Origin of the sequence: Streptomyces sp. NPDC059455 (genome assembly GCF_042750115.1) — a bacterium.
GTDB lineage: Bacteria > Actinomycetota > Actinomycetes > Streptomycetales > Streptomycetaceae > Streptomyces > Streptomyces endocoffeicus.
In genome coordinates this window covers 1-16,300 of record NZ_JBHYVB010000155.1, presented here as the reverse complement: position 1 = coordinate 16,300, position 16,300 = coordinate 1, and the positions used below count along the sequence as shown (strand labels likewise).

Annotated in this window: 2 protein-coding genes; both read right to left on the bottom strand. The window is 73.3% G+C overall.

Going from position 1 to position 16,300, the window contains the following annotated elements:
* Window positions 1–26 precede the first annotated feature (26 nt).
* A complete protein-coding gene (locus ACFXB5_RS38655) occupies window positions 27–9,689 on the bottom strand; it encodes a type I polyketide synthase (RefSeq protein WP_385217354.1) in 9,663 nt (3,220 codons plus the stop codon).
* A gap of 68 nt (window positions 9,690–9,757) precedes the next feature.
* On the bottom strand, window positions 9,758–16,300 hold a 6,543-nt coding region (locus tag ACFXB5_RS38650), incomplete at its 5' end, for an SDR family NAD(P)-dependent oxidoreductase (protein ID WP_385217348.1).

The window sequence follows — 16,300 nt, the reverse complement described above, 5'->3', positions numbered from 1 at the left end:
CCTTGCGCCCGCGGACCCATCGATCCTTAGATTCCGAGTTCTTTGTCGATGAAGGCGAAGACCTCGTCGGGCGTCGCCTCCTGCAACTTCTCCGTCACGGTGCCGCTGTCGCCGTCGGCCGCCTCGGCATCGGCCGTACGGGGCTCCGCCCACTTCGCCGCGAGGTCCCGCAGCCGGGCCGCGATGTCGTCCCGGGCCTCGCTGTCGGGGTCCAGGACGGACAGCGCGGACTCCAGCGCGTCGAGCTCCGCGAGTCCGGGCGCCGCGGCCGTGCCGCCGTCGCCCACGATCCGGCCGCACAGGAACTCGGCGAGCGCCGCCGGGGTCGGGTAGTCGAAGACCAGCGTGGCGGGCAGCTTCTGCCCGGTGGCGGCGGTCAGCCGGTTGCGCAGCTCCAGCGCGATGAGCGAGTCGAAGCCCAGCTCCTTGAACGCCCGCCCGGCGCCGACCTCGTCGGTCGAGGAGTGGCCGAGCGCGGCGGCCGCGTTCGTGCGCACGACCTCCAGGACGACCAGGGACTGCTCGGCCCGGGAGATCCCGGCCAGCCGCTTGCGCAGCGCGTCCGCAGGGGACCCGTCGGAGGCCGCGCCGGGCTCACCGGCCGGGCCGCCGGTCTCCCGCAGCCGCCGGACCTCGGGCAGCTCGCCGATGAGCGGGCTGGGGCGGACCGCCGTGTAGCCGTAGGCGAAGCGGTCCCACTGGATGTCGGCGACGGCCACGACCGTGTCGGCGTGGTCCAGGGCCCGCTGCAGCGCCGTGATCGCGGCGTACGGGGCCATCGCCGGGACACCGCCCCGGTCCAGCCGCTCGCCGATGGCGCCGTCGGCGGCCAGACCCGTCTCGCCCCAGCGGCCCCAGGCCACCGAGGTGGCGGGCAGACCCGCCGCGCGGCGCCGTTCGGCCAGCGCGTCGAGATAGGCGTTGGCCGCCGCGTAGTTGCCCTGTCCGGCGTCGCCGAGGGTGCCCGCGATACCGGAGAACAGCACGAACGCGGACAGGTCCAGAGCGCGGGTCAGCTCGTCCAGATGGCGCGCCGCGTCGGCCTTGGGGCCGAGGACGGTGGCGAACCGCTCCGGGGTGAGCGCGTCCAGTACGCCGTCGTCCAGGACGCCCGCGGCGTGCATGACCGCCGTGAGCGGCCGGTCTGCCGGGATGGCGGCGAGCAGCGTCTCGACGGCCTTGCGGTCGGCCACGTCGCACGCGGCGACGGTGACCTCGGTGCCCAGCTCGGTCAGCTCGTCCCGCAGCTCGGCAGCGCCCGGGGCCTCCAGGCCACGGCGGCTGGTGAGCACCAGATGCTCGGCGCCGTTGCCGGCCAGCCAGCGCGCCACATGGGCGCCCAGCGCTCCCGTACCGCCGGTGACCAGCGTCGTACCGGACGGCTTCCACGACCGTACGGCGGGCGCGCCGGCCAGCGGGGCGTGGGCGAGCCTGCGGGCGAACACCCCGGCCGGGCGCACCGCGAGCTGGTCCTCGCCGTCGGTCCCGGCGAGCACCCCGGCGAGCCGGGCCAGCGCCCGCTCGTCGGGCGCCTCGGGCAGGTCCACCAGACCGCCCCAGCGCTCCGGGTACTCCAGGGCGGCGGTCCGGCCGAGGCCCCAGACGAGCGCCTGCTCGGGGGATTCCACCTGGTCCGTCTGGCCAATGGCGACCGCGCCCCGGGTGGCGCACCACAGCGGCGCGTCCACCCCGGCGTCGCCGAGGGCCTGGATCAGCACGGCGGTACCGACCAGCCCGGCGCTGACACCGTCGGTGCCGGGCGCGGTGCCCGCGTCGAAGGCGAGCAGCGACAGCACACCCGAGACGGCTCCGGCGTCGGCCAGCTCCTCGCGCACCAGCCGGGTCAGCGACGCGCGGTCCGACTCCACGGCGGTGGGGGTGATCTGCCGCACCTCGGCGCCGCGTTCGGTGAGCATCCGCACCGCGCCGAGCGTCCAGTCGTCGATGGCGGCGGACTCGGGCACGGCCAGCAGCCAGGTCCCGGACAGCCGGGGGGCTTGGCGCTCGGTCAGCGAGGTCCACGTCACTCGGTAGCGCCAGCCGTCCACGGTGGACCGCTCGCGGGCCTGCTTGCGCCAGGACGCCAGGGCGGGCAGGACGGCGCCGAGCGAGGACCGCTCACCGTCGTCCTCGAACGCGAGGGTGTCGGCCAGCGACTCCAGGTCCTCGCGCTCGACGGCCTCCCAGAAGCGGGCGTCCACGGCGTCGGACGGCGCGCCCGACTCGTCGGCCGGGGTGCCGGCCGCCTGCGGCCAGTAGCTCTGGTGCTGGAAGGCGTACGTGGGCAGCTCGACGCGGGCCGCGCCCGTCCCCTCGTACACCGCCTCCCAGTCCACGCCGACGCCACGCGTCCACGCCTCGCCCAGCGAGGTGTAGAAGCGGTCAAGACCGCCCTCGTCACGGCGCAGCGACCCGATCGCGGCGGCCTCGCGGCCCGCGTCCTCGGCGGTCTCCTGCACACCCATCGTCAGCACCGGGTGGGCACTGGACTCGATGAACACACCGAAGCCCTCGTCCAGCAGCCGCCGGATGGCACTCTCCAGCTCGACGGTGCGACGGAGGTTGGTGAACCAGTACTCGGCGTCCAGCTCGGAACCGTCGACCCACTCCCCCGTCACGGTGGAGAGGAACGGCACCTCGGCCGCCCTGGGCTCCACGGGCGCCAGCAACTCCAGCAACTCCTCGCGGAGCAACTCCACCTGCGCGGAGTGCGACGCGTAGTCCACCGGCACCCGCCGCGCCCGCACCTCATCCGCCTCACACGCGGCGACCAGCTCGTCGAGGGCCTCGGGCTCACCGGAGACGACCACCGACGACGGCCCGTTGACCGCCGCCACCGAGATCCGCTCCTCGCCCCAGGCCGCGATCCGCTCCCGTACATCCGCAACCGGCAGCGCCACCGACACCATGCCGCCCTTGCCCGCCAGCACCCGGCCGATCGCCTGGCTGCGCAGCGCCACCACACGGGCCGCGTCCTTCAGCGACAGGATCCCCGCCACACAGGCCGCCGCGATCTCACCCTGCGAGTGGCCGACCACGGCCGCCGGCCGCACACCCAGCGAACGCCACAGCTCCGCGAGCGAAACCATCACGGAGAACAACACCGGCTGAACAACGTCCACCCGCTCCAGTGACGGTGCGCCCTCCGCCTCGCGCAGCACCTCCACCAACGACCAGTCGGTGAACTCCGCGAGCGCGGCAGCACACTCATCAATACGGGCAGCGAACACCGGTGAAGCATCCAACAGCCCCACGGCCATGCCTACCCATTGTGACCCCTGTCCTGGGAACACGAATGCGGCCTTGCCCCCGATTGAGGCCCCCTGCACCAGGTTCGGCAGGACCTGCCCCCTAGCGAGGGCGTCCAGACCCCGGACGAAATCGTCCCGGTCCGTGCCCACCAGCACCGCGCGCCGGTCGAAGGCGGCGCGGGTGGTGGCCAGCGCGTGCCCGATGTCCAGCGGGCGCGCGGCCGGGTCGGCGTCGAGGTGGGCCAGCAGCTTGGCGGCCTGGTCGCGCAGCGCCGCCTCGCTCTTGCCGGACACCGTCCACGGCAGCGCGCCGAGCCGCCGGGTCACCGGCTCGGCCTCACCCGGCTCCTCGGCGGGCGCCTGCTCGATGATGGCGTGCGCGTTGGTGCCACTGAAGCCGAACGAGGATACGGCGGCCCGGCGCGGACGGCCGGTCTCCGGCCACTCCCGCGCCCCGGTCAGCAGCTCGATATCGCCCGCCGACCAGTCCACATGCGGGGTGGGCTCGACGATGTGCAGCGACTCCGGCAGCACACCGTGGCGCAGCGCGAGCACGAGCTTCATCACACCCGCGACACCGGCGGCCGCCTGGGCGTGGCCGATGTTGGACTTGATGGAGCCGAGCAGCAGGGGCTGCCCGTCGGGCCGCTCCTGGCCGTAGGTGGCGAGCAGCGCCTGCGCCTCGATCGGGTCGCCCAGCGTCGTACCGGTGCCGTGTGCTTCCACGACGTCCACCTCTGAGGCGGACAGCCGGGCGTTGGCGAGCGCCTGCCGGATGACCCGCTGCTGGGACGGACCGTTGGGCGCCGTGAGGCCGTTGGACGCGCCATCCTGGTTGATCGCCGAGCCACGGACGACGGCCAGCACCGGGTGACCGTTCTTGCGCGCGTCCGACAGCCGCTCGACCAGCAGCATGCCCACGCCCTCGGCCGGGCTGAAGCCGTCCGCGTCCGAGGAGAACGCCTTGCTGCGGCCGTCGGAGGACAGTCCGCGCTGGCGGCTGAACTCGATGAACGTGCCCGGGGTGGCCATCACGGTCACCCCGCCCGCGAGCGCGATCGAGCACTCGCCCTGGCGCAGCGACTGGACGGCCAGGTGCAGCGCCACCAGCGACGCCGAGCACGCGGTGTCCACGGTGACCGCCGGGCCCTCCAGGCCGAAGGTGTACGAGAGGCGGCCGGAGACGACGCTCGCGGCGCTGCCGGTGGCGAGGTGGCCCTCGTAGCCCTCGGTGTTGTTGCGCATGACGATGGAGTAGTCGGAGCCGTTGGTGCCGACGAAGACACCGGACGGGCTGCCGTGCAGCGTGGCCGGGTCGATGCCCGCCCGCTCGAACGCCTCCCAGGAGGTCTCCAGCAGCAGCCTCTGCTGCGGGTCCATCGCCATGGCCTCACGCGGCGAGATCCCGAAGAAGGTGGGGTCGAAGTCGGCGGCCCCGGTGAGGAATCCGCCCTCGCGGGTGTAGCTGGTGCCCTGCGCGTCCGGGTCCGGGTTGTACAGCGACTCGATGTCCCAGCCGCGGTCGCCCGGGAACTCCGACAGCGCGTCGCCACCGGAGGCGAGCAGCTGCCACAGCTCCTCGGGGGTGCGCACCCCGCCGGGGAAGCGGCAGCTCATGGAGACGATGGCGATCGGCTCGTCGTCGGCGAGCGCCGCCCCGGTCGGCAGCGCGGCCACGGCGGCCCGCTGCCCGCCCGCGACCTCGGTGCGCAGATGACGCGCGAGCACGGTCGGTGTGGGGTAGTCGAAGATCAGGGTCGGGGGCAGCTTCAGCCCGCTGGCGGCGCTGAGCCGGTTGCGCAGCTCGACGGCGGTCAGCGAGTCGAAGCCCAGCTCCTTGAAGGCCCGGCCCGCCTCGACGTCGTCGGCGCCCGCGTAGCCCAGGACGGCCGCGACGGCGGTGCGCACCAGCTCCAGCACCAGCCGCTCCTGCTCGGCCTCCGGCACCCCGGCGAGCCGCTGCGCGAGGGCGACCGCGCCCGCGCCGTCCGCCTCGGTGTCCCCGGCCATGTCCTGGATGACGTCCCGCGCCTCGGGCAGGTCGTGCAGCAGCGGACGGGAGCGGCCGGAGGTGAAGGCGAGAACAAAGCGCTTCCACTCCATGTCGACGACGGTGAGCACCGACTCGTCGCGGTCCAGCGCGTGCTGGAGCGCGGTGACGGCAGCGCGCGGCGCCATCTCGATGACGCCGTGGCGGCGCATCCGGTCGCCGACGCCGCCCTCGGCCATCCCGCCCTCACCCCACGGGCCCCAGGCCAGCGAGGTGGCGGGCAGGGCCTGGGCGCGCCGGTGCTCGGCGAAGGCGTCGAGGAAGGCGTTGCCCGGGGCGTAGTTGCCCTGGCCGGGCGCGCCGAAGGTGGCCGCGAAGGAGGAGAACAGCACGAACGCGGACAGGTCCAGATCCCGGGTGAGCTCGTGCAGATGGCGGGTGGCGTCCACCTTGACCTTCAGCACCCGGTCCACCTGGTCCGGGGTCAGGCCCTCGATCACCCCGTCGTCCAGCACGGCGGCCGTGTGGACGACGGCGGTCAGCGGGTGTTCGGCGGGGATGTCCGCGAGCAGCGCCTCGACCTGGGCGCGGTCGGCCACATCGCACGCGGCGATGGTGACCTTGGCGCCGAGCTCGGTCAGTTCGGACCGCAGATCCGCCGCGCCCGGGGCGTCCAGGCCACGGCGGCTGGTGAGCACCAGGTGCTCGGCGCCGTTGCCGGCCAGCCAGCGCGCCACATGGGCGCCCAGCGCGCCCGTACCGCCGGTGACCAGCGTCGTACCGGACGGCTTCCACGACCGTACGGCGGGCGTGGCGGCCAGCGGGGCGCGCACCAGACGGCGTACGAGCAGCCCGGTGGCGCGGATCGCGACCTGGTCCTCCTCCTCGGCCCCGGCCAGCACGGTCACCAGCCGGGCCAGCGCCCGCTCGTCGGGCGCCCCGGGCAGATCCACCAGACCGCCCCAGCGCTCGCCGTGCTCCAGCGCGGCCACCCGGCCCAGGCCCCAGACCAGCGCCTGCTCGGGGGAGTCCAGCAGATCCGCGCGGCCGACGGAGACCGCGCCACGGGTGGCGGACCACAGCGGCGCGCCGATCTCCGCGTCGCCGAGGGCCTGCACCAGCGCGAGCTGCGCCGCCACTCCGGCCGGGACGGAGGGGTGCCGGGGGTGCGCACGGCCGTCGAGGGCCAGCAGCGACAGCACCCCGGTGAACGGGATGCCGTCGGTCTCCGCGAGCGCGGCGCGCAGCCGCTCGGTGAGCTCGTCACGGCCGTCGGCGGCGGTGTTCACGGCGATCCGCCGTACGTCGGCGCCGCGTACGGCGAGCACACCGGCCACGGCGTCGATCCAGGCGGCCCCGGTGTTCTCGGTGTCCCCTGTGCCCTCTGCGTCCTCTGCGTCCTCTGTGTCCGGGGCGATGACGAGCCAGGTGCCGGTCAGCCGCGCGGACTGCCCGTCGGCGAGCGGCTTCCAGGTGACGCGGTAACGCCAGCCGTCCACCGTGGACTGCTCACGGGCCTGCTTGCGCCACGATGCCAGGGCGGGCAGCAGCGCGCTGACCCGCTCGTCGCCGTCGACGTCCAGCTCGGCGGCGAGCGTCTGCCAGTCCTCGCGCTCGACGGCCTCCCAGAAGCGGGTCTCGACGGGGTCGGCGGCGATGGCGGCGGCAGCGGCGGGGCTGCCCGCCTCGAGCCAGTAGTGCTGGTGCTGGAAGGCGTACGTGGGCAACTCGACGCGGGTCGCACCCGTACCGTCGAACACCCCGGCCCAGTCCACGGTGACGCCCCGCGTCCAGGCCTCGCCGACGGAGGCCCAGAAGCGGTCAAGACCGCCCTCGTCGCGGCGCAGCGAGCCGATCGCGGCGGCCTCGCGGCCCGCGTCCTCGGCGGTCTCCTGCACACCCATCGTCAGCACCGGGTGCGCGCTGGACTCGATGAACGCACCGAAGCCCTCGTCCAGCAGCCGACGAACGGCGCCCTCCAGCTCAACCGTGCGGCGGAGGTTGGTGAACCAGTACTCGGCGTCCAGCTCCGGGCCCTCGACCCACTCCCCCGTCACGGTGGAGAGGAACGGCACCTGGGCGTTCTTCGGCTGTACGGGGGCCAGCAGCTCCAGCAGCTCCTCGCGGAGCAGTTCGACCTGGGCCGAGTGCGACGCGTAGTCCACCGGCACCCGGCGCGCCCGCACCTCATCGGCCTCGCAGGACGCCAGAAGCTCCTCCAGCGCCTCGGGCTCGCCCGAAACCACCGCCGAGGAGGGCCCATTGACGGCGGCCACCGAGATGCGCTCCTCGCCCCAGGCCGCGATCCGCTCCCGTACATCGGCCACCGGCAGCGCCACCGACACCATGCCGCCCTTGCCCGCCAGCACCCGGCCGATCGCCTGGCTGCGCAGCGCCACCACACGGGCCGCGTCCTTCAACGACAGAATCCCCGCCACACACGCGGCGGCGATCTCACCCTGCGAGTGGCCGACCACGGCCGCCGGGACGACGCCCAGCGAACGCCACAGCTCCGCGAGAGACACCATCACCGCGAACAGCACCGGCTGGACCACATCCACCCGCTCCAGCGACGGCGCGCCCTCCGCGCCCCGCAGCACCTCCACCAAAGACCAGTCGGTGAACTCCGCGAGCGCGGCGGCACACTCATCAATACGGGCGGCGAAGACGGGCGAGGCGTCCATCAGCCCCACCGCCATACCGGCCCACTGCGAACCCTGCCCCGGGAACACGAACGCCGTGCGGCCGCCGACGACGGAGCCCTGTGCGACGCCCGCCGCCATGCCGCCCTCGGCCAGGGCGGTGAGCCCGGCCAGCAGTTCGTCACGGTCGTGGCCGCGCACCACGGCGCGGTGGTCGAGCTGGGCCCGGGTGGTGGTCAGCGAGAGGGCCACGTCCACCGGGCCGAGGGACGGGTCGGCCTCGAGGTGGGCCAGCAGCCGCTCGGCCTGGGCGCGCAGCCCCGCCGCGCTCTTGCCCGACACCGCCCACGGCAGGATGTCCAGCCGCTTCGTCGGGGCCGCCGGTGCCTCGGTGGCTTCCTCTGCTTCCTCGGCTTCCTCGGCGGGGGCCTGCTCCAGGATGGTGTGGGCGTTGGTGCCGCTGAAGCCGAAGGAGGACACGGCGGCGCGGCGCGGGTGATCGGTCTCCGGCCAGGGGGTGGTGTCGGCGAGCAGCGACACCGCGCCCGCCGACCAGTCGACATGCGGGGTCGGCTCGTCGATGTGCAGCGTCTTGGGCAGCACGCCATGGCGGATGGCCATGACCATCTTGATGATTCCGGCGACACCGGCGGCGGCCTGGGTGTGCCCGATGTTGGACTTGATGGAGCCGAGCAGCAGCGGCTGGTCCTCGGTGTGCTCCTGGCCGTAGGTGGCGAGCAGCGCCTGCGCCTCGATCGGGTCGCCCAGCGTCGTACCGGTGCCGTGTGCTTCGACGGCGTCCACATCGGCGGCGGAGAGGCGGCCGTTGGTGAGCGCCTGGTGGATGACGCGCTGCTGGGACGGGCCGTTGGGCGCCGTCAGACCGTTGGACGCGCCGTCCTGGTTGATGGCCGAGCCACGCACGATGGCCAGCACCGGGTGACCGTGTCGGCGGGCGTCCGACAGCCGCTCGACCAGCAGCATGCCCACGCCCTCGCCCCAGCCGGTGCCGTCCGCGGCGGCGGCGAAGGGCTTGCAGCGGCCGTCGGCGGCGAGTCCGCGCTGGCGGCTGAACTCGGTGAACGTCGAGGGTGTGGCCATCACGGTGACACCGCCCGCGAGCGCCAGCGAGCATTCGCCGTTGCGCAGCGCCTGCACCGCCATGTGCAGGGTGACCAGCGACGACGAGCACGCCGTATCGACCGTGACCGCCGGGCCCTCGAGACCGAAGGTGTACGACACCCGGCCCGAGGCGATGGAGCCGGAGCTGCCGGTGCCGAGGAAGCCCTCGACGCCCTCGGGCACGGAGTCCAGCCGCGAGGTGTAGTCGTGGTACATCACGCCCGCGAACACACCGGTCCGGTGGCCGCGCAGCCCGGTCGGGTCGATCCCGGCCCGCTCGAACGCCTCCCAGGAGCTCTCCAGCAGCAGCCGCTGCTGCGGGTCCATCGCCATGGCCTCACGCGGTGAGATCCCGAAGACCGCCGGGTCGAAGCCGCCCGCGTCGTAGAGGAACCCGCCCTCGTTCACATAGCTGGCACCCGCCTGGTCGGGGTCGGCGTCATAGAGCGACTCGACGTCCCAGCCACGGTCCGTGGGGAAGCCCGAGATCGCGTCCTCGCCGTCCAGGACGAGCCGCCACAGCTCCTCGGGGGTACGCACACCACCCGGGTAGCGGCAGCTCATCGCGACAATCGCGATGGGCTCCTGGTGCCGCTCCTCGACCTCGCGGAGCTGCCGACGGGCCTGACGCAGATCGGCGGTGGCCCGCTTGAGGTAGTCCCGGAGCTTGTCCTCGTTATTCACCATTGCGTCGGCTCCTTGCGAAGAGGGAGGTGGTGCTCATGGGTTCCATGGGTTCAGAACGCTCCCGTTCAGGAGGAGCCGAGTTCGTCGTCGAGCAGGTCGAAGAGCTCATCGTCCGTCGCGGATTCGAGGTCGTGGTCGTCGGTGTCGCCGTCGCCGGTCGCGTCCTGGGCGTCGTTCCACTTCGCCAGGAGCGCCTGGAGGCGCATGGTGATCCTGGAGCGGGTGACGCTGTCGTCCGCGGCCACCGCCAGGGCCGCTTCCAGCCGGTCGAGTTCGCCGAACACCGACGGGCCGCCGCCGTCCCCGTGCGGGAGTTCCGCGCGCAGATGGTCGGCCAGGGCATCGGGGGTCGGGTAGTCGAAGATCAGCGTGGCGGGCAGCCGGAGGCCGGTGGCCGCGCCGAGCCGGTTACGGAGTTCGACGGCGGTGAGCGAGTCGAAGCCCAGCTCCTTGAAGGCCGCGCCGGGTTCGATCGCCGCCGCACTGCCGTAGCCGAGCACGGTGGCCACCTGGCCGCAGACCAGGTTGATCAGGAAGCGGTCCCGTTCGGCCGCGGACAAGCCCGCGAGCCGCTCGGCGAGGCTCGCCGCCTCGTCCGCCCCGCCGCCGCCACCGACCGCGGCCCGCCGTACGGGAGTACGGATCAGCCCGCGCAGCAGCGGGGCGACTCCGGCCGTGGACTGGGCGCGCAGGGCGGCGATGTCCAGGGCGGCGGGGATCAACACCGGATGTCCGGCCAGGCCCGACACGTCGAACAGGGCCAGGCCCTCGGCGTTGTTCAGCGCGCCCATGCTGCCGCGGCTCATCCGCTGCCGGTCGGCGGTCGCGAGGGTCGCGGCCATGCCGCCCTCGTCCTCCCACAGGCCCCAGGCCAGGGAGACGGCGGGCAGGCCCCGGGCGCGGCGGTGCTGGGCGAGCGCGTCCAGGAAGGCGTTGGCCGCCGCGTAGTTGCCCTGCCCCGGGTTGCCGAAGACACCGGCGGCCGAGGAGAACAGCACGAACGCGGACAGGTCGAGGTCCCGGGTCAGCTCGTGCAGGTTCCACGCCGCGTCCACCTTCGGGCGCATGACGTGGGCGACCCGCTCGGGGGTGAGGGACTCGATGATCCCGTCGTCGAGCACACCCGCCGCGTGGATCACGGCGGTGAGGGGGTGGTCGGCGGGGACGGACGCGATGGCCTCGGCCAGGGCGGTGCGGTCGGCCGCGTCGCACGCCGCCCAGCGGGCTTCGGCGCCCAGCTCGGTGAGTTCGGCGGCGAGTTCGGCGGCGCCCGCCGCCTCCGCGCCCCGGCGGCTGGTCAGCAGCAGCCTCCGGGCGCCGCGCTCGGTCACCAGATGGCGGGCCAGCACCCCGCCCAGGGTGCCGGACGCGCCGGTGACCAGCACGGTGCCCGCCGGGTCCAGGCCGGGCACGGCCGCCTCATCCAGGGCCGCCACCCGCGCGAGCCGCGGCGCGTGGACGACCCCGGCGCGCACGGCGAGCTGCGGCTCGTCGGTCCGCAGCGCCGCCACGAGGACGGGGAGCCAGCCGTGGGGGGTGGTGGGCGAGTTGTCGTGGGCGGAGGCGTCGGTGGCCGGGGCGCCGCGGGCGGGGGCACCCGTGTGCGCGGGGACGCCGCGGGCCAGGGCGCCGTGGATGTCGATGTCACCCTGGACGTCGATGTCCCCCTGGACGTCGATGTCTCCCTGGACGTCGATGTCTCCCTGGACGTCGATGTCTCCTTGGACATCGACCAGGACGAACCGGCCCGGGTGCTCGGCCTGCGCCGAGCGCACCAGACCCCAGGCCGCGGCGTGCGTGAGGTCGTCCACGCTCTCGGCCCCTTCGACGCCCTCGGCCGCTTCGGCCCCCGCGTCGTCGCCGGTGGTCACGGCCACGGCGCCACGGGTGAGCAGGACCAGCCGGGAGTCGGCGAACCGCTCGTCGGCGAGCCACTCCTGGACCAGCGCCAGCGTCCGCCGGACGACGGTGTGCGCGGCCCCCGTGGTGTCCCCGGGCATGCCCAGGTCGGGCAGGCACGGCACCAGGACCACATCGGGCGCGATGCCTTCGGCCTCCACCGCCTCGGCGAGCGCGGGGAGCCCCGCGTACGTCTCGGCCTCGATACCGGTGTCCGCGTCCGTCAGCGCGGCCGTGAGCTTCAGATCGCCACCGCCGAAGCCGTCCAGGACGGCCCACAGGGCGGTGTCCTCCGGCCGCTGCCACGCTGCGTGCGTGGGCAGTACGGCCCAGTCGACGCGGAACAGCGCCTCGTGGTGTGCGGTACGAGCGCCCGCGAACTGCTCGGCGTCCAACGGCCGCAGCGCCAGCGAACCGACCGACACCACCGGGGTACCGGCCTCGTCGCTGATCTCCAGCGCCACCGCGCCGTGCCCGGCCGGGGAGACCCGCACCCGCAGCGCGGTCGCGCCGACCGCGTGCAGCCGTACGGCGTCCCACGAGAACGGCAGCCGCGCCTGGCCCGCCTCCTCGGCCGGGAAGAACCCGCCGAGCGCGACCGTGTGCAGCGCGGCGTCCAGCAGCGCGGGGTGCAGCCCGTACGCACGGGCCTCGCCCTGCCGGTCCTCGTCGAGCGCCACCTCGGCGAACACCTCGTCCCCGCGCCGCCACGCCTTGCGCAGGCCCTGGAACACCGGGCCGTAGGCGAGGCCGAGGGCGGCGAAGCCGTCGTACAGCCCGGCCACGTCCACGTCGAGCGGTTCGAGGTCGGCGGTGGCAGCGGCAGCCGTATCACCGGCCGGGGGCCACTCCGCCGGGACGGTCGGAACCCCGGAGGAGCCGGAGACCATGAGCACACCGGAGGCGTGCCGGATCCACGGCTCGTCGGTGGCGTCCTCCAGCCGCGAGTACACGGTCAGCGGGCGCCGCCCCTCGGGCCCGTCGGGCTCGTCCACGGCGACCCGGAGCTGCACCCCGCCGCGCTCCGGCAGGACCAGCGGCGCCTCGAGGGTCAGCTCGTCCAACAGATCGCAGCCGACCTGGTCACCGGCCCGAACCGCGAGCTCGACCAGGGCAGTTCCGGGCAGCAGCACGGTGTCCATGACGGCGTGGTCGGCCAGCCAGGGGTGGGTACGGAGCGAAAGCCGGCCCGTGAAGAGAACACCCTCGGAGTCGGGCAGATCCACCGCCGCGCCCAGCAGCGGGTGATCGGCCGCGCCGAGACCGGCCGAGGCCACATCGCCGATGGTCCCGGCGGGAGCCTCCAGCCAGTAGCGCTCGCGCTGGAAGGGGTACGTGGGCAACTCGGTGCACTGGGCACCGGTCCCCGCGAACAACGCCTTCCAGTCCACCGCCACGCCTCGGACGTGGGCCCGCGCGATGGCGGCCGTCAGCGCCTCGGCCTCGGGGCGGTCCTTGCGCAGTGCGGCGGCGAAGGCGGCCGCGTCGGCGTCGGTGACGCACTCCTGGGCCATGGCGGTGAGGACACCGTCGGGGCCGAGTTCGAGGTAGGTGGTGACGCCCTGGGCCTCGAGGGTGCGGACACCGTCGAGGAAGCGGACGGCCTCGCGGACGTGGCGCACCCAGAAGTCGGGGGTGGTGATCTCCTCGGCGGAGACGACGGTGCCGGTGAGGTTGGAGAGGATCGGGATGCGCGGGGCCTCGTACGACAGCCCCTGCGCCACCTCGCGGAACGCCTCCAGCATCCCGTCCATACGGGGGGAGTGGAACGCGTGGCTGACCGTGAGCCGCTTGGTCTTCCGACCCTGCGCCTCGAAACCGGCAGCGATCTCAGCCGCCGCGTCCTCGTCACCCGCGATGACCACGGACGACGGGCCGTTGAGCGCGGCGATCGAAACACGCTCGGTGAGCAGCGGCAGCACCTCGTCCTCGGAGCCCTGGATGGCGATCATCGCGCCACCGGCGGGCAGCTCCTGCATCAACCGCCCACGGGCCGCCACCAGCTTGGCGGCGTCGGCGAGCGAGAGAACACCGGCCACATGCGCGGCGGCCAGCTCACCGATCGAGTGGCCGGAGAGGAAGTCCGCCTTGAGACCCCACGCCTGCACCAGCCGGAACAGCGCCACCTCGATGGCGAACAGCGCGGGCTGGGTGAATCCGGTCTGGTCCAGCGCCTCGGCGTCCTCCCCGAACAGCACCGTCTTCAACGGCCGTTCGAGGTGTCCGTCCAGCTCCTCGCAGACCGCGTCGAACGCCTCCGCGAACACCGGGAAGGCGTCGTACAGCTCACGCCCCATCCCCAGCCGCTGACTCCCCTGCCCCGTGAACAGGAACGCCACCTTGCCATCGGCCACCGAGCCCTGCGTCAGCCCGGCGACCGACTCGCCGCCCGCCAGCGCCTCCAGACCCGCGACCAGCCCAGCACGGTCCGCGCCGACCACGACCGCGCGGTGGTCCAGCGCGGCGCGCGTGGTCGCGAGCGAGTAGCCGAGGTCGGTGAGCGAGACGTCGGACCGCCGGTCGAGATCGGCGAGCAGCCGCCCGGCCTGGGCGCGCAGCGCGTCGGCGTTCTTGCCGGAGAGCAGCCACGGCAGAACGGACGGCTGGGCGACCGGGGCCGTGGGGGCCTCCGTCGGTTCGGCCTCGGGGGCCTGCTCGATGATCGTGTGCGCGTTGGTGCCACTGAAGCCGAACGACGAGATCGCAGCGCGTCGGGGGCGCCCGGACTCCGGCCACTCCACCGACTCCTGCAGCAGCGACACCGCACCCGCAGACCAGTCAATATGCGGCGACGGTTCCTGCGCGTGCAGCGTTCGCGGCAACACACCATGCCGCATCGACATGACGATCTTGATAATGCCCGCCACACCGGCAGCGGCCTGCGTATGACCCATGTTCGACTTGATGGAACCCAGCAGCAACGGCCGCTCCGGCTCCCGCTCCTGGCCATACGTCGCCATAAGCGCCTGCGCCTCAATGGGATCGCCGAGGCTGGTCCCCGTGCCATGCGCCTCGACCGCATCCACCTCGGACGCCGACAAACCCGCATTCGCCAACGCCTGACGAATCACCCGCTGCTGCGACGGACCATTCGGCGCCGTCAAACCATTCGACGCACCATCCTGATTGATCGCGCTGCCCCGCACCACCGCCAGCACCGGATGACCATTCCTCCGCGCATCCGACAGCCGCTCCACCAACAGCATGCCCGCACCCTCGGACCACCCCGTACCATCCGCATCCGCCGAGAACGCCTTACACCGCCCATCAGCAGCCAACCCACGCTGACGACTGAACTCCACAAACGGCGCCGGAGTCGCCATCACCGTCACACCACCCGCAAGCGCCAGCGAACACTCACCACTCCGCAACGCCTGCACCGCCAGATGCAACGCCACCAACGACGACGAACACGCCGTATCCACCGTGATCGTCGGCCCCTCAAGACCAAACGTGTAAGCCAACCGCCCCGAAATCACACTCGCCGCATTACCCGTACCGACGAATCCCTCCACGCCCTCCGGAAGTGCCGGCAGCGAGGACGCGTAGTCGTGGTACATGACGCCCGCGAACACGCCAGTACGGCTGCCGCGCAGCACGGCCGGGTCGATTCCCGCCCGCTCGAACGCCTCCCACGACGTCTCCAACAGCAACCGCTGCTGCGGATCCATCGCCAACGCCTCACGTGGCGAAATCCCGAAGAACGCCGGGTCGAAGTGGCCCGCCCGGTCGACGAAGCCGCCCTCGCGGGAGTACGAGGTGCCCGGGTGGTCGGGGTCCGGGTGGTAGAGCCCGTCCAGATCCCAGCCACGGTCGGTGGGGAACTCGGAAATGGCGTCCCGGCCCTCCATGACCAGCCGCCACAGATCCTCCGGAGTCTCCACCCCACCCGGGTAGCGGCAGCCCAGACCCACGATGGCAACCGGCTCATCATCGGCGGCCGACACCACCACCGGACCCGCCACCGCAGCCGCAGCCCCCACAACCTCCGCACGCAGGAACTCCGCCAGCACCGCAGGCGTCGGATAGTCGAAGACCAGCGTCGCGGGCAGCCGCAGCTCACTCACCGCACCCAGCACATTCCGCAACTCCACCGCCGTCAGCGAGTCAAAGCCCAGCTCACGGAAGGAACGATGCGGTTCGACGGTGTCCAGCGAGTCATGGCCGAGTACGGCCGCGACCTGCGTACGGACCAGGTCCAGCAGGGCGTCAAGCTGCTCGGCCTCACTCAGCCCGGCGAGCCGCCGCGCCAGCGCACCCGACGCCGCCGCACCCTCCGCCGCACGCCGCGCCGGAACCCGCACCAGCCCCCGCAGCAGCGGCGCCACCACACCGGTCGACGCCGCCTCGGCACGCATCACGGCCAGGTCCAGGCGTACGGGTACGAGCAGCGGCTCGTCCGTGCGGTACGCGGTGTCGAACAGCTCCAGACCCTCGGTGGCCGACAACGCCACGACGCCACCCCGGCTCATCCGGGACACATCCGCGTCGTCCAGCTCACCGGTCATTCCGCTGGAATCGGCCCACAGACCCCAAGCCAGCGAGGTACCGGCCAGGCCATGCGCCCGGCGGTGCTGGGCGAGGGCGTCCAGGAACACGTTGGCGGCCGCGTAGTTGCCCTGACCCGGGCCGCCGAAGACACCGGCGGCCGAGGAGAAGAGAACGAACGCCGACAGGTCGAGGTCGCGGGTGAGCTCGTGGAGGTTCCA